This is a genomic window from Paracholeplasma brassicae, from assembly GCF_000967915.1.
GTDB lineage: Bacteria > Bacillota_I > Bacilli_A > Acholeplasmatales > UBA5453 > Paracholeplasma > Paracholeplasma brassicae.
Window position 1 is genome coordinate 1,598,117 of the sequence record NC_022549.1, and the last position, 22,070, is coordinate 1,620,186.

The 22,070-nt window shown below is 35.5% G+C and carries 20 protein-coding genes; 4 read left to right on the top strand and 16 right to left on the bottom strand.

All coding sequences use genetic code 11. From position 1 onward, the window contains the following. Positions 1 to 271 precede the first annotated feature (271 nt). The 6 genes from trhO to BN853_RS07440 all read right to left on the bottom strand — a co-directional run bounded on the left by trhO (position 272) and on the right by BN853_RS07440 (position 6,996). Entirely contained in the window at positions 272 to 1,213 is a 942-nt protein-coding gene (gene trhO / locus BN853_RS07415) for an oxygen-dependent tRNA uridine(34) hydroxylase TrhO (RefSeq protein ID WP_030005326.1), read from the bottom strand. A gap of 103 nt (positions 1,214 to 1,316) precedes the next feature. Next, positions 1,317 to 3,200 (bottom strand): beta-N-acetylhexosaminidase, encoded by a 1,884-nt coding sequence (nagZ, locus tag BN853_RS07420; protein WP_030005327.1) that lies wholly within the window; start codon positions 3,198 to 3,200, stop codon positions 1,317 to 1,319. A gap of 5 nt (positions 3,201 to 3,205) precedes the next feature. Continuing rightward, on the bottom strand, positions 3,206 to 4,039 hold the full coding sequence (locus tag BN853_RS07425) for a carbohydrate ABC transporter permease (RefSeq protein WP_030005328.1): 834 nt from the start codon (positions 4,037 to 4,039) through the stop codon (positions 3,206 to 3,208). A gap of 8 nt (positions 4,040 to 4,047) precedes the next feature. Continuing rightward, positions 4,048 to 4,923, bottom strand: a complete 876-nt coding sequence (locus tag BN853_RS07430; protein ID WP_030005329.1) for a carbohydrate ABC transporter permease — start codon at positions 4,921 to 4,923, stop codon at positions 4,048 to 4,050. 66 nt (positions 4,924 to 4,989) lie between these two features. Next, complete coding sequence (locus BN853_RS07435) at positions 4,990 to 6,261, bottom strand: ABC transporter substrate-binding protein (RefSeq protein WP_030005330.1); 1,272 nt, start codon at positions 6,259 to 6,261, stop codon at positions 4,990 to 4,992. A gap of 195 nt (positions 6,262 to 6,456) precedes the next feature. Further along, positions 6,457 to 6,996, bottom strand: a complete 540-nt coding sequence (locus tag BN853_RS07440) for an NADPH-dependent FMN reductase (RefSeq protein ID WP_030005331.1) — start codon at positions 6,994 to 6,996, stop codon at positions 6,457 to 6,459. A gap of 118 nt (positions 6,997 to 7,114) precedes the next feature. Here BN853_RS07440 and BN853_RS07445 point away from each other — a divergent pair, with 118 nt between their 5' ends. Continuing rightward, positions 7,115 to 7,420, top strand: a complete 306-nt coding sequence (locus BN853_RS07445) for a winged helix-turn-helix transcriptional regulator (protein WP_030005332.1) — start codon at positions 7,115 to 7,117, stop codon at positions 7,418 to 7,420. Positions 7,421 to 7,609: 189 nt separating this feature from the next. Here the strand turns inward: BN853_RS07445 and BN853_RS07450 are convergent, their stop codons facing one another. The 7 genes from BN853_RS07450 to BN853_RS07480 all read right to left on the bottom strand — a co-directional run bounded on the left by BN853_RS07450 (position 7,610) and on the right by BN853_RS07480 (position 15,163). Next, positions 7,610 to 8,614 carry a CorA family divalent cation transporter gene (locus BN853_RS07450; RefSeq protein WP_030005333.1) on the bottom strand — a complete coding sequence of 335 codons (1,005 nt, stop codon included), beginning with the start codon at positions 8,612 to 8,614 and terminating at the stop codon, positions 7,610 to 7,612. 192 nt (positions 8,615 to 8,806) lie between these two features. Continuing rightward, a complete protein-coding gene (locus BN853_RS07455; protein ID WP_030005334.1) occupies positions 8,807 to 10,030 on the bottom strand; it encodes an HRDC domain-containing protein in 1,224 nt (407 codons plus the stop codon). Between the two features lie 272 nt (positions 10,031 to 10,302). Then, a complete protein-coding gene (locus BN853_RS07460) occupies positions 10,303 to 10,494 on the bottom strand; it encodes a hypothetical protein (RefSeq protein WP_030005335.1) in 192 nt (63 codons plus the stop codon). Between the two features lies 1 nt (position 10,495). Beyond that, positions 10,496 to 10,909, bottom strand: a complete 414-nt coding sequence (locus BN853_RS07465) for a ribonuclease H family protein (RefSeq protein WP_030005336.1) — start codon at positions 10,907 to 10,909, stop codon at positions 10,496 to 10,498. A 315-nt stretch (positions 10,910 to 11,224) separates the two neighbouring features. Then, positions 11,225 to 12,316, bottom strand: coding sequence for a hypothetical protein (locus BN853_RS07470; protein ID WP_052591358.1), 1,092 nt, complete (start codon positions 12,314 to 12,316; stop codon positions 11,225 to 11,227). An 85-nt stretch (positions 12,317 to 12,401) separates the two neighbouring features. Next, the gene (locus BN853_RS07475) at positions 12,402 to 14,162 is read right to left on the bottom strand and encodes a glycoside hydrolase family 2 protein (RefSeq protein ID WP_030005338.1); all 1,761 of its coding nucleotides are present in this window, start codon (positions 14,160 to 14,162) and stop codon (positions 12,402 to 12,404) included. Next, positions 14,156 to 15,163 carry a DUF2804 domain-containing protein gene (locus tag BN853_RS07480; RefSeq protein WP_030005339.1) on the bottom strand — a complete coding sequence of 336 codons (1,008 nt, stop codon included), beginning with the start codon at positions 15,161 to 15,163 and terminating at the stop codon, positions 14,156 to 14,158. The genes BN853_RS07475 and BN853_RS07480 overlap by 7 nt, the downstream gene beginning before the upstream one ends. 173 nt (positions 15,164 to 15,336) lie before the next feature. Here BN853_RS07480 and BN853_RS07485 point away from each other — a divergent pair, with 173 nt between their 5' ends. Genes BN853_RS07485 through BN853_RS07495 form a run of 3 tightly spaced genes read left to right on the top strand, consistent with a single transcriptional unit; the run spans position 15,337 to position 17,478 of the window. Continuing rightward, complete coding sequence (locus BN853_RS07485; protein ID WP_030005340.1) at positions 15,337 to 16,281, top strand: VOC family protein; 945 nt, start codon at positions 15,337 to 15,339, stop codon at positions 16,279 to 16,281. After that, on the top strand, positions 16,278 to 16,886 hold the full coding sequence (locus BN853_RS07490; protein ID WP_030005341.1) for a flavin reductase family protein: 609 nt from the start codon (positions 16,278 to 16,280) through the stop codon (positions 16,884 to 16,886). The genes BN853_RS07485 and BN853_RS07490 overlap by 4 nt, the downstream gene beginning before the upstream one ends. Positions 16,887 to 16,890: 4 nt before the next feature. Next, complete coding sequence (locus tag BN853_RS07495; protein WP_030005342.1) at positions 16,891 to 17,478, top strand: alpha/beta hydrolase; 588 nt, start codon at positions 16,891 to 16,893, stop codon at positions 17,476 to 17,478. Between the two features lie 58 nt (positions 17,479 to 17,536). Here BN853_RS07495 and BN853_RS07500 read toward each other — a convergent pair whose 3' ends face one another. From BN853_RS07500 to BN853_RS07510, 3 genes are all read right to left on the bottom strand, one after another. Further along, positions 17,537 to 19,570 (bottom strand): leucine-rich repeat protein, encoded by a 2,034-nt coding sequence (locus BN853_RS07500; RefSeq protein WP_030005343.1) that lies wholly within the window; start codon positions 19,568 to 19,570, stop codon positions 17,537 to 17,539. Then, positions 19,560 to 20,051 (bottom strand): RNA polymerase sigma factor, encoded by a 492-nt coding sequence (locus tag BN853_RS07505; RefSeq protein WP_030005344.1) that lies wholly within the window; start codon positions 20,049 to 20,051, stop codon positions 19,560 to 19,562. Before BN853_RS07505 ends, BN853_RS07500 begins: the two co-directional genes overlap by 11 nt. A 226-nt stretch (positions 20,052 to 20,277) precedes the next feature. Next, on the bottom strand, positions 20,278 to 22,038 hold the full coding sequence (locus BN853_RS07510) for a beta-propeller domain-containing protein (protein WP_030005345.1): 1,761 nt from the start codon (positions 22,036 to 22,038) through the stop codon (positions 20,278 to 20,280). Positions 22,039 to 22,070 lie beyond the last annotated feature (32 nt).

Genomic DNA, 22,070 nt, shown 5'->3' on the forward strand with positions numbered 1-22,070 from the left:
CATTTAAGCTTTTTCCTTAACCCTTGTTATTTTAGTCATTATTCGATCAATTATTGAACAAATTTCAATTGAACTTCTCATTTGTATTATTTGATATAACCGGTCATTCTAATCTTTTTTTCTAGTTTTACTTCGTATTTTCATTTTTTAAGTTGTTTTTATTTGATTAGTTGTGGTTTATGATTCTAACCTGATCGACACACTTGGTTAGAACGCTTAAAAATAAGCAAGAAAAAAAGCCATTAAAATTAATGACTTCTTAGCATTCGATTTACTTTAGTTGACTAAGTCGTTCTTCTACTTGTTCGATTGACAACTGATGCTTAATCACGTAGCGATTTCTTTTATGCGTGCGGCAATCACTGCTACAACCGCCTAGGTATTTATGTTCGTTTTCTTCACTTGCGAGTATTTGTTTATTGCACTCAGGGTTTGCACAATTTAATTGTCTTTCGCAAGGCGTGTTATCAAAATAGTCCCTACCAACCACAACTTCTTCAACACGGTTAATTGGCACATTTAAGCGGTTATCAAATACGTAGCACTTACCATCCCATAATTGACCTTTAGCAACTTCATCCTTACCATACGTGATGATACCACCTTTTAATTGCCCAACGTCACTGTAGCCCTCGGCTTTTAACCAGCCAGATAGTTTTTCACAGCGAATCCCACCAGTGCAGTAAGTCAAGAGTTTTTTGCCTTCGAGTAATTCTTTATTCTCTTTGATCCAACGTGGCAAGTCTCTAAAGTTTCTGATGTCTGGTTTAATTGAGTTTCTAAAGTGACCAACCTCGTGCTCGTAGTCATTTCTTGCATCTATCACCAAGGTGTTCTCATCTTGCATTTCTTGAAAGAAATCTTTTGGTTCAACGTACCTTCCGGTTAGTTTTAATGGGTTAACGTCTTCTTCAAGACTTAAATTGACCAACTCTTTTTTGATACGCACAATGAGTTTGTTAAACGCATGACCGTTTGCTTCGTCGACTTTAAAGACCGTGTCTTTGAAACGTTCGTCTTCTTTGATATAGTCCATGTAGGCTAAAACGTCTTCTTTTTTTCCTGATACCGTGCCATTGATGCCTTCTTTAGCGACATAGATACGGCCCAATAAGCCCTTACCTTCTAAAAACGCACGGTGTGTGTCTCGATATAATTCTAAATCATCAATTTTGTGGTAGTGGTAATACAATATTACATAATAATCATTCATTGATTTAAGTACTCCTTTTTTAATCTATCTTTATGATATGAAAAAAAGGGCTTTCTATCAATTAATACGCTTAAAAAAAAGAAAAACAAGAAAACTTGTCTTTCTAATCGTAATAGTCGTAATTGTTTCTGTAATCAATTGGGTTTATCCCAACGACCTTATAAAATACCTTTGAAAAATAGTTCACATCTGAAAATCCACACAAATTGGCAATCTCATACACACGTAGTTGTGAGGTAATTAAAAATGACTTTGCCTTTTCGATTCTAAAGTTCGTTAAGTATGAAATAAAGTTCACGCCAGTTTCTTTTTTAAATACCCGTGATAAATGCACAGTTGAAATTAACAAATGTTCAGCCAATATCGACAAAGTGATTTCACGTTGATAGTTTTCTTCTACATACATCAGTGCTTGCCTAATCAAATGACTTTTGTGTTTGTAGATTTGTCTGTCATCCTGTCTTTCTTTGATTTTAACAGGCAATTTACCAACGGTTTTTCTACCGTCTAAGACCTGTTTTAGTGAGTCAAGTGATTGTTTGGTATACTCGTATAAACAAATATGACACACTGGTAAGCTTTGACCTAACAAATCATAAGGCGTCCTTAGTGAGATTAACATCACTTCATTGCCATTGGCAATCAAGTTCGAATAGAGCACGCGTTGTACAAGTGTTAAATGTGAGTCCGCCAAACATAAAACCACTTTTTGATTTTTGACAAACGCAATGATGTCATTGACATTAAAGTTTTTATTGTCAATGCTTAGGTATTCGATCCCATAATGATTACCGATTAATTTTGCAATATCGAGCTTTTCAACATTCGCATCCTCAGCAACGCTATGTAAGTAATTAGTCACGCCAATACATACGCATTGATCGTTGATTTGAAACGGTTTACCGTGTGTGATTGTCACACTTTCTAAACTCACTTTTTTAGCCGTTTCCTGATTTTTTACTAGATCGACAACTACTTGTGATTCCTTGGTATATTTTTCTTTTAAGCTCAAGATACGATTGACCGCCTTATCAATCGTCTCCATTTTGATTTCTTTTGTTTTTACCGCATTCAGTATACCATTTCTCGCAGTCAATTGTTTACCAAATGAATGACTCATCATTACCATGTCCGCACCCGCGTTTATCGCAAACACTGAGGCCTCTGACAGAGAAAATGCTCTAGAAATCGCGTCCATCTCAAAACAGTCTGTTAAGACTAAACCGTTGTAGTTCAGTTCGTCTCTTAATAACCCTTTAATGATTTTAGAAGAAATGGATGCCGGAAAACGGTCATCGATTTGTTTATATAAAATATGTGCCGTCATGATTGAATCTGATATGAATGAATCCATGTAAGGTACCAACTCTGTTTTTCTTAAATCCTCTAAGGATGTGTTTAAGTGTGGTAAGTCCAGATGCGAATCGACCTCCACGTTCCCATGACCAATAAAATGTTTATAACAAGACAATACCCCGCTTTTTTGCAAACCTCTTGAAAAATCTTTTGCTAAGCCTTTGACCGTTTCCGGGTCATCTGAAAACGCACGGTTTGCGATGACTGGATTATACGGATTTGTGTTTATATCTACGACAGGCGCTAAATCAAAATTAACCCCACAAGATTTTAATTCTTGACCTAAGATTGAGCCAATTTCATAAGCTGCCTCTTTATTATGAAAGCTTGCAGCACCAATCGCCATGTGTCCAGGCACATCGGTGAAAGATTCATCATAGATTCGTCTAATTGACCCACCCTCTTGGTCAATTGCGATAAACGCTTTTACGCCATTATATAAAAGCGATGCTTCTTGAATCTTATCACACATTTGTTTTAATTCTTCTTTCGTTCCGATATTTCTTGTAAAAAGGATCACATTACCAAAGTGGTACTTTCTGATGAGTTCCACCATTTCATCGACGTCTTTACTTTGCCAGCCAATTAACATCAACTGGCCAACTTTTTGTTCTATCGTTAACTCTTTCATCAAACTCACCCCTTAATTGCACCGGCCGTTAAGCCTTTAATGATGTGCTTTTGAAGTATGAAATAGACGATTAATATTGGCACACTGATTAAGGCAACCGAAGCAGCCATCAAACCAAAATCCGTCCCATACTTCGAACTGATTTCTCTTAGAATAGCACTAATCGGCATAACCGATTTACGTTTAAGCACCAACATTTGTAAAAACAAATCATTATAGCTCCATAAAAAGACAAAGATTGCCGTTGTCGCAAATGCGCTTTTTGCCATCGGTAGTATCAAATAAATCAATACTTGAGGCAAATTAGCCCCATCGATGTACGCACTTTCTTCGACTTCTAGTGGTAACTGTTTGATAAAGCCCGTCAAGATAATGACAGCAAACCCAACGTTACCAGCAGTTTGAGGTAAAATCACCCCAAGATGCTTCCCACCTAAATTAAACTTAATTAATAAATCATAAAGAGGAAAAATGATTGAAAAGATTGGAAACATCATGCAGATGATAACTAACCCATAAACCATATTCTTAAACCTAAAGTCGTATCTCGCAAGTGCAAACGACGCAAGCCCTGCAAATAGCGATACTAAGATCACCACAGAACTCGATATAATCAATGAGTTTACATACGCCCTTAGGATGTTGTATTCCCCATAAATTGCATTTTTAAAGTTATCAAATGTAAAATTACTGATTGGCAAACTAAACGCGTCTGAAATAATCGCATTTGACGGTTTAAACGCATTAACAACGACCCACACAAACGGATAGATCGTCGATAGTGCCCATAGGCTTAAGACCACATAAATCAAAATTGTACTTATCTTATTCTTTTTCATATACCCACCTACAAGTCCTGATTTGGTCGAAACACCAAATTGCTAATTGAAGACATCAAAAACCCAATAACAACGAGCATTACCGCAAACGCCGCAGCTGAACCAATGTTTGCCGCATTGCTCTTTTGATACATGTAGGTACCAAGAAAATGAAGTGTCCCATTTGGTCTTCCGGTTGGATTCATAATGTAGGGCAAATCAAACACTTTTAATGACCCCGTAATCGCAAGCACTAAGACAATTCTTGTGATATTTCTAAGTAGTGGTATTTGAATACGAAAGACCTTCGTTAATGAACTTGCGCCATCAATATCAGCCGCTTCTAATAACTCATCTGAAATCGTCGAAAGTCCAGTTAAAAAGATCACAAAATAAAAACCAATGTATTGCCAAATGACTGGTAGAGACAAGAATATAAATGCCTTAGAGGTCTTCTCATAATCAAGAAACACAAACCCCTCAATATTAACTAACTCTAAGAGTTGAACAAACATCCCACCATCTTTACGATAAAACATATTAAACATCAAACCAAGTGCCGTTGCCGAAATGATGATTGGCATAAAAAACGACACTTTATAAAACGTTTGAAATACCTTGATACGATGAACCAAAAGACTAAGTATCAATGCAATCCCTGTTTGAAACACAATAACCAACAACACAAGTGAAATGGTATTAACAAACGACGCTTTAAACGTTGGATCTTTAAACAATTCCACGTAGTTCTTTAACCCATAAAACACTGGATTTGGATCTAGACTGTGCTGAAACTTAAATAAACTATTATAGATGTTTACGGTAAAAGGATAGATTAGAAACAATCCTAGAAACAATAACATCGGTAAGATAAACAAATAGGGAATCACCTTACTCTTATACATCAATACCCACTCCTTTTATTTAAAATTAGGTGCCAAGTTCATTGGCACCTAACCTTTTTAGAATTCTTAAACTTGTTCGTTTAAATAAGCTTTAATTCCTGTAACAGCCGCTTCGCTATTACCTTTAACAAAGCTATCTGCGTATTCAACTAACTTAGCAAATGTCCCAGCCTTACTTAAATCTGATAAAGGCATTACAGTTCCATCGACCTTCGCAGGTAGTGCATTTAATTGTTTTTGTAAGTTCGTTTGAGTGGCGATAACAACGTTGTTATCTGCAGGCACACCACCGACTTTAGCAAACTCAGTTAACGCTGCAGTTGAGGTCATCGTTTCAATGAACTTAATTGCCATCTCACGTTTTTCTTCATTATCCCATGCTTTTTTACTAATATAGAAACCAGTTGTAAATCCAGCTTGTAAATAGTGTTCTCCAGTACCACCAAGTGATTCAGGAATGGATGGGAATGGGAAAACCTTAACATTATCAACGTCAGCTAAATGACCAGCTTGATCTTCCTTAGCGATATTACCAGCATACCAAGAGCCATCCAAGTACATTGCTGATTTACCTGTTGCGTGGAAATTTGATTTCATCGCATCAGCCGTTTCTTCTTGAGACATGTATGGGTCAAGTTGATTTAATAATAACAACGCTTTAGTCCATGCATGATTTGCTGTAATATCAGCAGCTTTAGGCATGTTTTTCGCAAAATCAATTCCTAGTGAACCAAGTAGGATATGTTCAATCCAGTAGTGTGGTTCAGTTGCACTAAACGCAATTGGGTTAAAGCCATCCACCTCAGCGTTAGCAGCAATTAATTTTTGATTGATATCTAAGAACTCATCCCAAGTCCAGTTATCCTTAGCTAAATAAGCTTGTAGTTCGGTTGTTGTAAAGAACGTTGTGTTAACGTATAAGCCTTCAACAAACCCAGTCGTAGGAACACTGTGTGTGCCCATCGTTGCTGGTGAAATGTTCTTAGCGTAATCAGGGTATTCTTTTCTGATGTCTGCAATACTAACAACCTTACCTGTTGAAACAATCGGATCTGCAGTTGCGCCTGTAAAGAATTGAAGTACGTCTGGTTCATTGCCACTCTTAAAGTCTGCAATGACCGATGCTTTCCAGTCTTCGTTCGATGAATTTGAACTATCATCGACCGTCCAACCAGATTCATTCTCAAACTCTTTAATTAACGCTTGGTAGGCATCCGTATTTGGATCGGTTCCCCCAAACATACTAACTGTGCGTAATGTGGTACCATTTGACTCTTCACAGCCAACCATCAATAGACCACTGACTAAAACTAACATTAAAACAAAGATTCGCTTCATTTTTAATTCCTCCTCCTGAAAGCGTTTTACACTTACAGTATATCAACGAAAAACCCCTCTAACAACGTTATTATTTATCATTTATAGTAATATATTAACATCGATATCTTTAATTTGAAATACAAAAAAAAGAAAAAGGACGTTAAATCCTTGAATGTTTCTAAATTATTCAAAGAATAAACGTCCTTTATCTACTTATCGAATTGTTTTTAACGCTTTTGCCCAGTTTTCAAGTTGAGTCACTTGGTCCTTAACCGCCGCTTCATGAACCGCTCTTGGTTTGAAACCTTCTGGTGTGAAATCATCAAATAATGACAACGTCACGTGTGAACGCACGTCAGCCACTTGTAATTCACCTAAGATACCTCTTAAGTGTTCAGCCGCGCGTGCCCCCCCAACAGATCCATACGATACAATACCTGCTGCCTTGTTTGCCCAAGGGTCCCTAGCTAAATCTAAGGCATTCTTTAAAGACGCCGCAATTGAGTGATTATATTCGCTCACAACAAAGATAAACCCATCAAGTGAAGCTAACTTTTCATTCCAAGCCATAATGCCACTCATGTCAGCCGATTCACCAAGAAGTGGTAAATTAAATGATTTAACATCCACAACCTCATATGATGCTTGTCCAAACGATTCAGTTAATCCTTTTACCCATTCTCCGACAAAAGGACTGACTCTACCTTCTCTTGTGCTACCTAAAATAATACCAATTTTTAAATCTTTACTCATATCATTGTTCTCCTTTATATGTAACTTACTTTCTGTAACCTATTATATTCTAGTAACCTAATGAAGTAAAGTGATTTGCTTTTGAAATGTTTTCGTATATAATAATGATGGTGATATTATGGCAACAGAAATATGCAGTCGATTTGAAGAAGCATTTAAATTACTTGGAAAAAGATGGACCGGACTAATTATTAATCAATTACTCGATGGTGCTAAAAGATTCAACGTCCTTGAATCTGAAGTAAAGATTAGCGGTAAGGTTTTATCTGAACGATTGAAAGAATTAGAATCCTTAGGAATAGTCTCTCGTTTTGTCTATCCTGAAACGCCTGTGCGTATTGAATACGCACTGACAAAAAAAGGATACGCCTTAAAACCAATCATGGACGAAGTAGCTAACTGGTCCGTTCATTGGATTGACTAAACACACCAAATTCAACCGGTGTGTTTTTTTATAATAAAATCCCTCTAACATCCTTTGAATAAAATGTATTCATGACTTAAATTATACTTTCTAAATATGAAACCAGTATAGTCTCGTATCGATTTTATCGCTTAAATAAAAGAAAAAGACATTTCAAGTTAATTGAGATGTCTTTTTTTTCTTGTGTTGTCATTTAAAATATTTCAATCTTTTAAAGAAGTATAGCATACCAAGTGTCAATAACACACAGAGTAAGATGAAAATCATCAACGAGTGCTTGTATTCCAACACATCAAAATACCTAAAATTCATACCAAAGAATCCGGTTAAAAACGATAATGGAATGAAGATCGCAGAAAACAATGTGAGTGTTTTCATGATCTGATTCATCTGATTTGACTGATTATTCATGTGTAAATCGAGTAGATGTCTAGTTAACTCTCTTTGTTCTTGAATGTTATCATCTAAACGTTTAAAGTGGTCTTTTAGGTCCTCAAAGTACGCTTCTGAATCTTTCTTGAACAACTTTTGATTCATTAACGCTTTTTCAAGTTGTGGATGCACTGGACTAGTAATACCTTTAATTCTTAATAAAGACTTTCTAATTTGATAGAAATCTTCTTGATTCACACGCTTAGAGTCCAAAATATCCGCCTCAAACTCATCTAGAAATCGCATTGATTCATCAGCAACGTCTAAGTGATGGTCTGTAATGATATCTAAGATATGGTAGTATAAATAATCAACACCTTTTTCTTTGATTTCTTTATAGTTTTCTAATAACGGGTAGAGCGCATCTAAATAAAGTGGTTCTTTTTCATGAAAGCTGATCAAGGTGTTTTCGAACATTAAAAGACTCAAATAGTCTTCAAATGCTTCATTATCCTTAATATAAACAATGTGAAAGACCGAAAAGATATAATCGCCTTTATCTTCAATTTTGACACGTTGATGCACATTAAATACGTCTTCTAATGTCAAACTATCGATCGGATATATTTCTCTTAAACCTTCAATCACGTTGACATCACTCAACCCAATCACTTGGATGTATGACTTTTCACCGTTCTTCTTAAATGTATCGGTTACCCTCAACTCGTTGTCATAAAAATAGTGTTTGATGGTTGTTTTTACGTTGTCATGTGCGCCAGTATAAACTAACGACTTTGGTGTAAAGTAGTCTTTTATTCTCATTGGATCACCTATTTCTTATTATTTATATATTCATTATACAATTTTTGGACATAATCTGCATCCTATTACTTTTCCAGCTTGGATAGGCTACAATAAGTTAGACAGAATTAGAATAGACATGTTAAAATCAAACTAACAAGAAAGCGAGTGGTTTGTTAATACATATACAAAACCTTTCATTAATTTGTCTCCTTACCTTGAATACATTACATCAATTATTACATTTGCAATATCATTCCCGTATTTATCAAACTGATATACTGACAAAATATCAGTCTTTTTTAATTCTTCTTTGTTTTTACACAATGATTTCATTATCGATGTCCTTTGCTGATTATTAAAAATTACATATGCTTTGACATTCAATTCTCGAGATTTATCCAATCGATATTTATTTAACTTTTCTTCAAGTTCTACTAACTTACCATTTATAATTTCAATAATTTCTACACCATATAGTTCATACTTTTTTTCACCAAATCCAGAAATAGATAAGAATTCTTCTTTGGTTCTTGGAAGTTTGTTAATTAAATCTAAAAGTTCATTATTATTGAATATGAAATACGGTTTAATCTTCAAACTTCTTGCCTTGTTAAATCTGTAATACTTTAGTGTCCTTTCTATTTTGCTGCCAGACTCGCTACTAGCTTCAGCCATATCAACATCAGCAGAATCATCAGCAATCGTTTCAGAAATTAATTTTACTTCATTATGTAAAGTTTTATCTGTATCTTTTAGATTATCATTTGATTCGGTAATCGGAGGGTTAAAAATGTTAGATTCTATGCTATACTTTTGTTCTTCCTCCTCAACTAAATTCGTTTTTTTAGTCATCTCGATACCGAACTTCTTAGCAACAAAATCACAATTAAGTGGTTCGTGATTTTCTACTATCACATCTGCAATCTCTTTCATATATGAATGTTTCATTCGTATAGTTGTATTGTTCTTATCTAATTTATTCAAATATTCAATAAGTCTATCGTGTTTAATAATATTGTCCTTTATATCTTTTGGTGCTTTATCTTTATCAACAAGTGTTTTTTCATTAGCAACTACAACAAGTGAATACAACGGACATCTCCTAATGAGCTTATTATTCCTAAGAAATTCATTTAAAAGCTCCAAGTGTTTACGATTTTGAACGATTGGACTATAGATACCCTCAGTATATTTGGATTGTCCATAGTTACTTTTTCGACTAAAATTCCCTTCGTTGTCGATCACTATTTCTCCATACAAATTTTTTGTTTCAATTACTAAAATAAAGTTAGATGCGATAATTATAAAATCAAACTGAGCAACTAAGTCATTATAATTTAATCGAATATCATGCAAACATATAAATGGAAGTCTTGCATTTTTTAATTCATAATAGACGTTACTCTCACCATGTAGTCCCGCTTTAATAAACATAATTTCTTTATCAATTTTTTCTGTATCCTCGGATGCAGCAACACCCTTCAACTCCAATAGTGCTTTTAAATAGTTATTGTCCTCTTTATTAAACTCCTTTAAAAATGTAGGACCTTTTTTATATCATCATAGCCGAAAATCTTTTCAAACAACCCCATAACATTACTCCTTGTCTTATCTTTTATATTTAATATACTTCCATAATCATAATTATTTTTAAAAAAAGTATTATACGCGATTTATAGTTCCTCTGAATACCTATTCTTGCACTATTACTTCTTCTTAATTTCTCTTAGAATTTCTTCAAGTAGTTCAATTTGTCTTTCTTGTTTTTTGATTCGTTTATTGATTTTCCAGTACCACATAACAAGTTCTCTAATGATTAGAAAAACAAGAATTGTTACTACTAAGGTGATGCCTAAAACATCCAGGCCAATCTCAGAAAACTGATTTAAATCGTTCATGTTATACCTCCTTGGTTTCTTTAACCGCCATTTCATCAACTAAGTTATTTAGTTTGTCATTTGCGTGTCCTTTGACTTTCATAAATTCGATGTCTTTGAATTTTGAGATTTCATTAAATAGCTCTTCCCATAAATCCTCGTTTTTATTTTTCTTCCACCCAAGCGTTACGGTCCCAATAACATACTGACTATCGGTATAAACAAGTGTCTTAATGTCATATCGTTTCATTTGTTTTAAGGCGTTAATAATCGCTAGTATCTCCATTCGATTGTTCGTTGTTTTAACGACTCTGCCAGACCCTTTTTTTACATGGCCTTTGTAGGATAGGTAATACGCCCATCCCCCAATGGATTTTTCAACCTCTTGGTTGTTACTACAAGCACCATCGGTGTAAATTTCAATCTTATTTGTCATATAATTCCTAATTTCTAATTGATTTTTGTAAAACGTTTTTATTTACTTTAATATTATAACACGATAAAGAACGATTTTTAAGCCTTGTTATTGGATTTTCGCTATTTAAGGTTATTGATTTCAAATTTACTCCTTTGTTTATTCAACTTTTTCGATTATAAGAAATACTCATTATTACACGTTCTATATACAACCGTAATTAGACCTTGTGACAAAATCCTTAAAATCATAAAGTACCGTAGAAAAAACACCAAAGCGGCGGGTTGCTTTGGTGTTTTCTATGATTTAATTATCTCAAAAGGGTGTTATTGATCATTAAGGACGATTGCCTTTGTCTTCATGATCGTCGTGTTCATGATGTCTGCCACCACGTTCGATGTCCTTTTGTTTGCCGTTTTCTTGGACTTTGTAAGTATAAGTGACGTTACCGAGTTCATCGGTTGTTTCAAATACTTTAACTTGACCTTTGACGTTACCAATTTCGTATTGGAATTTGTAGAAAGTCACACCGTCTTCAGTCTCTTTTTTGAATTTGTAACGAGATTCTGTTTCACCATTTTCGACTCTTAAATCGACTTCGGTTTCTTCGTCATCTTGTTCAAATTTAATTCTTGTTCTGGTTTCAACGCCATTGACGCTTGTGCGAATATCAAATTTTTGTTCATCGTCTTCGACCTTTGAAATCACATGAACGTAATCGCCACTACGGTTAAAGTCTTGTGTCTTAAACCAAGTTTTAACTTCGTCATCTTCGATTTCTCTTGCGCCTTCAAGAATAAATTCGACGCCATCAATCACAATTAATCCATTGATTTCAAAAAATTGTTCGTCATCGATTTCATCAATGTCATCGTCATCGTCTTCTTCGACAACTGCGTCGTCATCGATTTCATCAATGTCATCGTCATCGTCTTCTTCAACAAGAGCGTCATCATCGTTTTCTTCAACAACAGGATCCGTTTCGTCGGTTGTGACTGCTTCTTCTGGTAAGACTTCTTCAGTCACCATTGAATAATAGATCGTGTAAGTTAAACCATCGATGTTGTAAGTCACTTCAAAATCATAACCTTCTCTAGTTGATGGTACTTCACTGACGTTAAGCACGTTATCGACGCCTTGATCCATAAACACTTTAAGCTTATCAAAGTACTCGTTAACTTCGTCTAGTTCACTTTCTAAGGTTAGTGTGTCACTTTGTGTGAAACTTCTTAGTCTTACTTCTTTGGTCGAAACCGTTTGATTTGTACCTGCTGCTAGAAAGCTTGTCCCTAGGTAGGTTGAAAATGACATCGATTCCTTACTTGATAAGGAAACACTTTGAACGACACTGGCTTCTTCTTGTGCACATGAAGCAAGTGTCACCATTGACATCACACTTAAAACCCCAACCAATAATTTTTTAAACATAATAATTCCCCCCTCTTCTTTCTGCTCGCTTATATAACAATCAAGCGAAGCCCTTTTGACAGTAAAAAGTGAAAAAAGATGTTTTTTATGTTTTTTTTCTTGTCGCCTCCATAAATACGTCATAAAGATGCGCGTTGATTTCGTTGATTTTTTCTTCATCGACCTTAATGACACGGCGGTCAAATGTAATTAACCCATTGACTTCATCAAACACATCCGATAACTGCGTATAGACAAGAACTGAGAGACCTTTTTTAATCTTGCTTGCGACTTTCTTTAAATAGAGTTTCTCAAGCGCCTTCATTAAGGCGTCTTTGTCTTTAAATACTTTATAGCCAAAGACGACGTCTTCTTGGTAGATGTGATTGTTGATTTTCAAACTATACCCACCAAACTCACTTAACGAAGCGATGCGTTTTTTTGCCTTAGATTTTCTAAACCAAATTGGCGTGAAATAGATGTGTCTTGAATAATAATCACTAATGCCTTGATCACTCCAGCCTGAGGCGTGATCAATCAACCTTGTTTGATCGACCCTTTTTATGATTTCAACGGCCTTTTTTGAATCAAACTGCCCCCATGCCTCATTAAAAGGAACCCAAGTAAAGATTGAGGTGACGTTTTTTAGCTGGTTTAGGGTTCTGTTCAAATCTCTTAAGTAATTTTTTCTGCCCTCTAGGTGTTTTCTACCAAATAGCTTGTATCTGCTGTCTTTTGGGTGAATCCCAAGAATGGCTAAGATGCCAAAGAAGATAATGTCTTGTCGCTCGGTTGAATTTGGCATGTCTTGCATCACAAGCATGCCTAAACGATCGCAGTGATAATACCACCGATAAGCCTCAATCTTTATGTGTTTTCTTAAAAAATTAAAGCCCATGCGCTTGGCAAGTAAAATATCATCAATCAGTGCTTGATCGCTTGGGTTGGTTAAATAGGTGTCGCTATAGTACCCTTGATCGAGTAACCCATTCAAAAAATAAGGTTCATGATTCAAATAAAACCGCATCAAACCTTGATCGTCTTTTTTTCGTTCAAACAACCGAATTCCGACGTAGGTTTTTACCTCATCGGTCGTGGTTTTGATCACAACCTCGTATAAGTTAGGCTCTGATGGAGACCACAACTTAGGCGCCTCAAGCGGAATAAACACCTCGTGATTGAGGGTTTCTATCCTATGCACACACTTGCCATTAAAATACGTTTCTATTGTGATTCTATCTTTGGTGTCTGTCTCTAGTTTTAAATGATAACCATCTAACCTACTTGATGGTGTAATCGTTAAATTTTTAATGTAATCTTTATGGACCGCTTCTAAAAAGACTGGTTGATAAATTCCTGATTGCCCTTTATACCAAATACCACCATGCTTAATGCGCTGTTTTCCAGTTAACTCAAACGAGTCATCCGTTAAATCAAGAACATAGACCTCGATTAGGGCAACATTGTCTTTAATATAAGGGGCAATATCAATCTCAAAGGCAAAAAAGCCGCCTTCGTGTGTGTAGGCATGTTTTTGATTGATGTAGACGTCACACACTTGATCAACCGCTAAAAAGTGCAGTAAAATGTGCTCTTTATTCGCAAATTCTTCAAGACTCACTTCTTTTTTATAATAAAGATAGTAGCCCTGTGGTATCTCTTCATGAATTAATGACCGGTTCGTCTCTGGTGAAAATGGGACAAGAATTTCTCTTTTCTCACTTGGTATGAACTTCTCTTTTCTAATCTCAAAATGCCAAAGGCCATTTAGTGAGCGATAACTATCTCTTCTAAGTTGCGGTCTTGGATACTCATTTAGTGGAAAATCATTCACATCATAAGGGGTATACAAATCCGTTCTTACCATTTGTTTCTTACCTTTTCCGCAAACCCGAAGAGATGGTTTACGCGAACAATCTTACCTTCAATTCTGACGTAGCCTTTAAATATACCAAAGACTTGGTGCGCGTGTTGTCCTAAAATAACAAAATCTGTTTTTGTGTGGTTATCGTAAATCGGATAAAAATCAAAATAAAGCGAATCATCACTTGAAACTACCTGCCATGGGCTAATATAGTCATCACTTATTTTAAAAGTAACGTCATTTATTTTATAGCCTAGTCCATCATAAAAAATCATGTTTTCGGTAGCGGACTTTGTAATTCCAAACCCGTAGCCTAAATTAAACCCTATGCGTTTGTCATCCTCTAAGCCTGAAGCACTTGCCCAGTACCAGGTGTTATCATATGTCCAAACCCCACGACCAAAATCCAAGACGCCGTAAAAGTCATCAAAAGCATAAGTTTGATTACCTTTGATGAACCTACCTTTTGACTTGAGATGATTAATCTTGTGGTTATAATAAAACGCCTTTTTCTTCTTAAAAGGAATCACGATGCCTAAGTGGTCTTGGTTTTGTCTTTCTAATACCAAATCGATCACACAGTCTTCTTGGTTTTTAAATCCTTTGGTTTGTCCTTTAATCAAGACCAATTGGTCCTGATACTCATAAGAAAGACTTAAGTTTTTACTTTCGTATTTAATTAATCCTTTAAATACCTCATTTGGCATATTTAAGTGCCTTCTTGAAGTAACTAACATCTTTGTATAATCGTATTTTTTTTTATTTTTAAAATCAAGAAAGACAAAGCCTACCAAGCCCATGTAGTTGTTGTCAGCTATCGTTATAGCAAGCCCGTATGCCTCGTTTCCAACAAAATAATAATCCCATTCCTTTAAGCGAAACCTTGATGCCTTAACTTGTTTTTTATCGTAATGTAGCACTTCTTTCCTACTAAACCCCGCTTCGATGACTCTCCCCTTATCATCAAGCACGTTATGTAGGCTTTTGATTTCGTGTTGTTTCATATGCCCTCCTAAATAATTGAATCGTTAACGTTATTTTATCACAAATTCAAATCAATGTCCTTTCTAATTCTTTATTATTTCGAATTCGAAGCATTTTACTTGTATCCAAAAGAAAGGTTCGGTAGAATAAACTTACAAAAGGTAACAAACTACTTTTGGATTGGAGTATACATATGAATAGTCAAACTTACGGATTTCACCACATCACAGCCATCTCAGGTCACCCTCAAATCACCATGGATTTTTATCATGGTATTTTAGGGCTAAGACTTATCAAACAAACCGTTAATTTTGATGACCCAAACACCTACCACTTCTATTTTGGTGACTATAATGCTTCACCTGGCTCTGTGCTGACGTTTTTTCCTTGGGCATTTTCAAAACCAGGCGTCATTGGTGATTCTCAAGTCTCAGAAATTGGGCTATTAATTCCTAAAGGCGCTTATGATTTTTGGAAACATAGATTAACCTCATTTAATACCACAGTGACCGAAGAAATTCGGTTTAATGAAAAACTAATCAAGTTTAAAGACCCCTTTGGTCTACCGCTTTACTTAAAAGAAAGCGACAAAGAGATCACTAAATCCTATGTCTTTGATGACATCAACGAATCATCCTCAATCATTGGTGTAGGCGGTGTGGTTTTAAGTTTAGAAGATTATACTAAAACCAAAGATTTGTTAGTAAACACCTTCTTCTATCATCAAACAAACGAAGATGATATCTTTGTAAGGCTTAGTTCAACCGATCATCATCACACGATTGATTTAAGAAAGAAACCTTCTCTTAAGGCAACCATGGGGGTTGGTATTGTCCACCACATCGCCTTAAGTGTAGACTCATTAGAAGAAGAAAAAGTGTTTCAATCACAGTTAAAGCGTCTTGGTTATACTCCAACCGAAGTCAAAGACAGAAACTATTTCAAATCCATTTATTTTAGAGATCACAACCAAATATTATTTGAACTCGCAACCAAAAACCCTGGTTTTACGATAGACGAACCCTTAGAAACTTTAGGTGAGACCTTAAAACTACCCAAACAGTATGAGCCTTACAGACATCAAATTGAAGCGGTCTTACTGCCATTTAATAAACGCGTCTTAAGGAAATCTAAATGACCCAGTTGCACACAAAAAGCCTAACGGATAGGGAAATCTACAAGTTATTAATTGGTAGTATTCTACCAAGACCCGTGGCATTAATCACAACACTTAATGAGAATAAGACGACAAACGCTGCGCCATTTTCTTATGTCAACATTGTCTCATCAAGCCCAGCGATCATCAGTTTAAGTGTCAAACGAAAAAACCATGAACCAAAAGACACCGCAAGAAACATCTTAAGAGAAAAGAGTTTTGTCTTACATGTTGTGGATGAATCCTACCTTGAAGATGCAAATAAAACCTCTAAACCACTACCTTATGGTAAATCAGAAATAACAAACAGTAAACTCACCTTGATTGACTCCAGCCTTATTTCAACCAAAAGTATCAAAGAAGCTAAAATACGCATGGAAATCAAACTTTATGCCTACCTACCGATCGAAAAAGACAACCAAATAGAAACAGATTTCTTCTTAGGTGAAGTCGTCATGTTTCATATCGAAGAAGGCCTCCTAAAAGACGGCAAAATCAATAAAGACCTATTAAAGCCCATCGGCAGACTTGCAGGCAACGACTACACGACCTTAGGCACGACCATAACCATAGAAAGAGAGAACTAAACCAATGAACCATATCTATCTAAAAGGAAACAATCAAAAAACACTTATTTTGCTTCACGGCACAGGCGGTAGTGAACAAGATTTAATTCCCCTAGCCAAAACAATTGATAAAAACGCCAACATACTAAGCCTTAGAGGCAATGTCAAAGAAGGTCATATGAACCGCTTCTTTCGCCGGTTGGCCTTTGGTGTCTTTGATTTAGAAGACGTCACTTACCGTTCAAATGAAGCCCTTGACTTTATCATAGAAGCGAGTACCCGCTATGGTTTTGATATCAAACAGACAACCGCCATTGGGTATTCAAATGGTGCTAATCTTCTTTTATCTATGCTATTTCTTAAAGAAGTACCATTCGAACAACTGATTTTATCACACCCAATGCTCACCTATAAAGATAAAAAACCACTCAAACAGCAAACTAAAACCCTAATTACCTACGGGAATAACGACCCGATGACTTCCTTAGTTGAGACACAATACCTCATCAAACTGATGGATGAGGCGCTTGTCTTAACGACCTTTTCTCATCAAAACGGCCATCAGCTAACAAACGAGGAAGTTAGAGAAATGAGTCGCTTTTATCAATCATAAAAATAAAAACACGCCTAAGGCCCTGATGTATGCTAGCCACAGACGTGTTTTTTTTTCATTATTCGTAACGGCTTAATGCTTCTTTTGTTAAATAGGAGACTCTTTCTTGGATTTGAAGAAGCCCATAGGTCTCATCGTATGCTTCTTTCGAGTCTAAAGGCACGACGAAATACGCATTCAAATTGATTGGTAAAATCGTCATTAATGCCTGGTGGTTTCTAGGTGGGGTTAGGCTTAAGAAAACAAACGTTGGTAATTGTGTTTGATTGAGTTCTAAGGTCAAATGCGTCATTTGACTCACGGTCTTTGGGATCACAATCTTTGTAAACTGATGCATATCATCCACTCTTGAAAATAAATTCGATGATAGGCTAGTCACATTGATACCGTTGATTTGTTCTTTTATGCTAAGGTTTGTCTCATCACCAGTGTAATAAACCAACTCAAGCCCATCATTAAGTAAAACATACACATAACCCTCACTCGTTAAAAATTCAGTTTCATAAGGGTAATAGTGATTTAAATCAAGTAAACCACGATACGCTTCATATTCACTTTGATCGACTAATAGTTCAAACCCAGCAATTGGTCGGTATAGTGTCTGATACGTGCTTAAATAATTACTTGGTAGACTTATTGTCCTTACCTCGTCTTTACTTAATTTCCTTAGGCTAAATGCATGCTCTTCTAGGACAAGATTACTATGTGCTTTATGAAAGCTGACATTCACATCAATCGAATAGAACGCTTGTTTTTCAATGAGTGTCAAACTAACGGGTATCACCAAATCGTTAGTTAAATTAATACCCGCAAACGCGCTTTCTTTAATCTCTTTAATCCCTTCTTCTATGATTAATGCATCAAATGTTATGTCATCTATTAATCTACTAGAACTAAACGCCTCTTTCTTAATGCTTGTGACTGGCTTTCCTAAATAACTTGATGGTATGACTAACGTCTTAGGTATCATTCCTTCTTTTAGCCCAACGACGTCATAGGCGTCAAATTCATTTATCTCAAACACGATAAAGGCTTCATTTGGTATGGTTCTTTTAAGCTTTATTTCATCAGGGTAAATGTTTAGTGGTAAATAATCACTATAAAAAGTCTCAAAGGAAACAATCACTTCATCGCCTTTTTGAAGTTGATCATATGTGATTATGTTATCTATCAAATCAGATATGATCGTTTTTTGATTGTAGTTTAAATAGACTACAACCTCTTTTTCAAACGTTTCTTGAAGAAGATATAGTTTTTGATGACCTACTGCCTCAACCACATCAACAACAGAAAAAGCCATGCTCGTTTTAATCTTTTTTCCAGGTGCACTAAAGTCAATGGTTGCCTCACTTCGAATGAGACTATAAGAATCTTCAATGATTGGACTGTAACTTCCACTACCTACACCGTTTACAAGATTAGTCACATATAAATGTGTAAAATCATTTGATAGTTTGGTTACTGTTTGTTCCTCTGTTTTAATGTAACTGATCACCTTTTCTTGATATAAATAATGATGGTCACTAAAATAAAGGTTGTTTTCATCCTTTTCATTCGTGCTCAATAGACCAATCGCTTGATCACCTACTTTTACAAATAGTACGCTCGTTTTAACCCAATTCGTGCTATTTTTTTCTTTCAAACGTATCTTAGAAACAATGAATTCGACTGCGTCTTCGGTTTGATTTAAGCTGTAGCGTTCACTAAACCTTCCTAAGTCAACCAAAGCGATGAAATAATAGCTGTCTTCTAAAACGACTTCATCGTATAAGAAGTACTTTGAAAAATCTGAGATTTGATCAATCTCAACCGGTTTAAACGCTTTATCTTTAATGGATTCGTTATAGACATAATTCATTAAACGTTTGTTATCTTTAATGATGGTTTGATAAGGTATGCTTGGTTTGATGTTTAGTATAATCACAAGTAATATAACCGAAATAGACAGTACTAAAATCAGTCCTTTTTTATAATTAAAAAGGCTTTGTTGTGGTTTAATCTGATACTGTAGTTCAAGTGCTTCAATTCGCTTGTCAAACAAATGATCTAGCGTTGGAATTTGATTCCTAGATTGTCTAATCTTATCGTCCATTGGTTTTAGCCTCCCACGTCTTTTTTAATTGACTCCTTGCTCGTTCAAGTCTTTTTTTAATCGTTGATTCACTTGTTTTTAACACCTTAGAAATCTCTTTGACGGATAAATCTTCGTAATAATAGAGGATGATACACGATTTGTACATCGGTTCTAACAAACAAATCAGTTCAAACATGTGTTTGCTATTTTCATCCTCATGCTCATCTGCGATAGCCTCACTGATTTTAATTTGATCAACATGAATTTGAGGTCGATTCTTTTTGTAGAAATCATGACAGCGGTTGATTGCCACACGAATCAACCAGTACTTCTCATGTGCCTGGTCTTTAAAGACTGGTCTTTTTTCCAAATACTTAATAAAGACGTCTTGAACCAAATCCTCCGTGTCGAAGATATTTTTTGTATAGCTATAGCATATTTGAGTCACTGTCTGTTTGTGTCTGTGATAAAACAAATTAAAGTCTGTTGTCTCATTCATAAAGAAGCCATCCTTTCACTATTAAAACGATTGAAGTAACCATTTGGTGACATTGATTCTCTTTTGACTCTTTTTTTCTCGTGGTATCTTATTTTATAGTAACACGAAATCTCTTAGTTATTTCAAAATAATCAGCTTGTTTTTTGACTTCTTTTTGCCTTAAGCCTAATACCTGCAAGAAAAAAAGCACGTCTAGTCAAAGACATGCTTTTTAAGTACTTAGCGTTTAATCAAAAACAACGCTAGCCGTTTCGTTAAACTGATTGCCAATGTCGTGTTTTGTAATGAAACTAGGACTAATCACGTACAAATAATTGCCCACATAGACTGCCCGTTTGATAGACACATGATAATTCGAATTAGATTCATTTGATTGATGACTTATGGTTTTAATAATCTCAATTGGGGTTTCTTTTTCTAAATCCACCCCGAAAAGGACATATTCATTGATGTAGTTGTAGCGATAATCATCGTAAGTGTATCGCTCAACACTAAAACCAAAATAATCGTTTTCAATATCAAATAAAATCGCTTTATGATTGTAGAGTGCCTCACCATAGGTATACCCAAATTCATCGTTTCTAAGTACCAATGGTAACCCAATTTCAACTGGCTTATCTTGATTAGAGACATCATACATCGAGAGCTTCAAACCGACTTGGATTTGCCCTTCGGTTTCTACACCTATACCTAAAACGACGTTTTCTTGATAGACGTGTTGATAAGTTGAAAAACCTGGTATTTCAAGTTGCCCAACGACCACAGGGTTTGTTTGATCACTTAAATCAATGACGTAGAATGGATCTGTTTGTTCAAAGGTGACGACCGTCAGTTCGTCTTGATTAAACCGTGCCGAAAATATTCGTTCTCTTGGTTTACCAATGCCCTCATCTAAGTGCGAAACCAATTCAAGCTGATTTATGCCATCAACTAAAATCTTCTTATAAATATAAAGATGGTTAACAATTGAATCACCAAAACCCTCGGTTGAGAGTAACCTTAAGTGCCCATCGTACTCATCGATTGAAAACTGGTTGAGCACATAGCCTTTAAAGCTTTGATAACCACCAAAAACAATCGCACTATTCTCAAACAAAAACGCAAACACACGGTGGTCTTCTAAATAACTACTATCAATAAACTCATAACGATAGCTTGTTAGATAGATACCGTTTTTCGATACATAACTAACCCCATAATAGTAACTGCCTAAAAACACAAAGCGTTCTTCTTTGATTACCTCATCCAACTCGATGAGGTAAATCGTATTAAATACTTGTTTTTCTAATGACTCATGATAGTAGATTTCCTCATAACTAGGTCTATTTATCACACCATCAATCACATCCACCGGTCTTGGGTCTTCAAGCTCTAGGTCAATGTAGGTAGAAGTCATCACCACAAGCGTTTGATCGATTTGTCTAGATAAATTCAAATACCCTGAGAGTTCATAGGTTTTTACGAGTGAAAACGTTTCTAACTCAAACACATAAATGGTCGTTTGATTAGAACCTCTAACGTAGTAAAAATCTTCTTTATTATCTTCGTAAAAATAAGTGTAAGTGTAACCTATCACCACCAAATAATCAGGGGTTAAATAAAGATCACTTAAATACGTGTATGTGTTATCACTTGATAATGTTTGGTTATATACTACCTCTAATGATCCTTTAATTGAAGTGATTTTCAACTTATCTTGATCAATTTGATAAATGTAGTTTTCATCCACTTTAACCACATCACCCTCAATAACGCCTTCTACTTGACTGTTAGTTTCTGAGGTTCTATCTTCTACCTTTTGATCACCAACGGCATCCGTTGTTTCCTCAGGCCCATAATTAAACACGTCTCTTGAAGATGTCACTAGTGTTTTTAATGTTTCTTTTGACCCAACGCTTTGTAATCCAATTTCACTGGTCGTTTGTTGGCATGCGGCTAAGCCAAAGCCAATCAAAAGGACCATCAGTGCTAATAAACTTCGTTTCATTTGCCACACACCCTTTCTAAGTTCACTATATC

What these genes read in the sequence shown, in the direction of transcription:
- trhO (WP_030005326.1), bottom strand. Translation starts at nt 1,213, where the DNA reads ATGAATGATTATTATGTAATATTGTATTACCACTACCACAAAATTGAT.
- nagZ (WP_030005327.1), bottom strand. Translation starts at nt 3,200, where the DNA reads ATGAAAGAGTTAACGATAGAACAAAAAGTTGGCCAGTTGATGTTAATT.
- BN853_RS07425 (WP_030005328.1), bottom strand. Translation starts at nt 4,039, where the DNA reads ATGAAAAAGAATAAGATAAGTACAATTTTGATTTATGTGGTCTTAAGC.
- BN853_RS07430 (WP_030005329.1), bottom strand. Translation starts at nt 4,923, where the DNA reads ATGTATAAGAGTAAGGTGATTCCCTATTTGTTTATCTTACCGATGTTA.
- BN853_RS07435 (WP_030005330.1), bottom strand. Translation starts at nt 6,261, where the DNA reads ATGAAGCGAATCTTTGTTTTAATGTTAGTTTTAGTCAGTGGTCTATTG.
- BN853_RS07440 (WP_030005331.1), bottom strand. Translation starts at nt 6,996, where the DNA reads ATGAGTAAAGATTTAAAAATTGGTATTATTTTAGGTAGCACAAGAGAA.
- BN853_RS07445 (WP_030005332.1), top strand. Translation starts at nt 7,115, where the DNA reads ATGGCAACAGAAATATGCAGTCGATTTGAAGAAGCATTTAAATTACTT.
- BN853_RS07450 (WP_030005333.1), bottom strand. Translation starts at nt 8,614, where the DNA reads ATGAGAATAAAAGACTACTTTACACCAAAGTCGTTAGTTTATACTGGC.
- BN853_RS07455 (WP_030005334.1), bottom strand. Translation starts at nt 10,030, where the DNA reads ATGTTTATTAAAGCGGGACTACATGGTGAGAGTAACGTCTATTATGAA.
- BN853_RS07460 (WP_030005335.1), bottom strand. Translation starts at nt 10,494, where the DNA reads ATGAACGATTTAAATCAGTTTTCTGAGATTGGCCTGGATGTTTTAGGC.
- BN853_RS07465 (WP_030005336.1), bottom strand. Translation starts at nt 10,909, where the DNA reads ATGACAAATAAGATTGAAATTTACACCGATGGTGCTTGTAGTAACAAC.
- BN853_RS07470 (WP_052591358.1), bottom strand. Translation starts at nt 12,316, where the DNA reads ATGTTTAAAAAATTATTGGTTGGGGTTTTAAGTGTGATGTCAATGGTG.
- BN853_RS07475 (WP_030005338.1), bottom strand. Translation starts at nt 14,162, where the DNA reads ATGGTAAGAACGGATTTGTATACCCCTTATGATGTGAATGATTTTCCA.
- BN853_RS07480 (WP_030005339.1), bottom strand. Translation starts at nt 15,163, where the DNA reads ATGAAACAACACGAAATCAAAAGCCTACATAACGTGCTTGATGATAAG.
- BN853_RS07485 (WP_030005340.1), top strand. Translation starts at nt 15,337, where the DNA reads ATGAATAGTCAAACTTACGGATTTCACCACATCACAGCCATCTCAGGT.
- BN853_RS07490 (WP_030005341.1), top strand. Translation starts at nt 16,278, where the DNA reads ATGACCCAGTTGCACACAAAAAGCCTAACGGATAGGGAAATCTACAAG.
- BN853_RS07495 (WP_030005342.1), top strand. Translation starts at nt 16,891, where the DNA reads ATGAACCATATCTATCTAAAAGGAAACAATCAAAAAACACTTATTTTG.
- BN853_RS07500 (WP_030005343.1), bottom strand. Translation starts at nt 19,570, where the DNA reads ATGGACGATAAGATTAGACAATCTAGGAATCAAATTCCAACGCTAGAT.
- BN853_RS07505 (WP_030005344.1), bottom strand. Translation starts at nt 20,051, where the DNA reads ATGAATGAGACAACAGACTTTAATTTGTTTTATCACAGACACAAACAG.
- BN853_RS07510 (WP_030005345.1), bottom strand. Translation starts at nt 22,038, where the DNA reads ATGAAACGAAGTTTATTAGCACTGATGGTCCTTTTGATTGGCTTTGGC.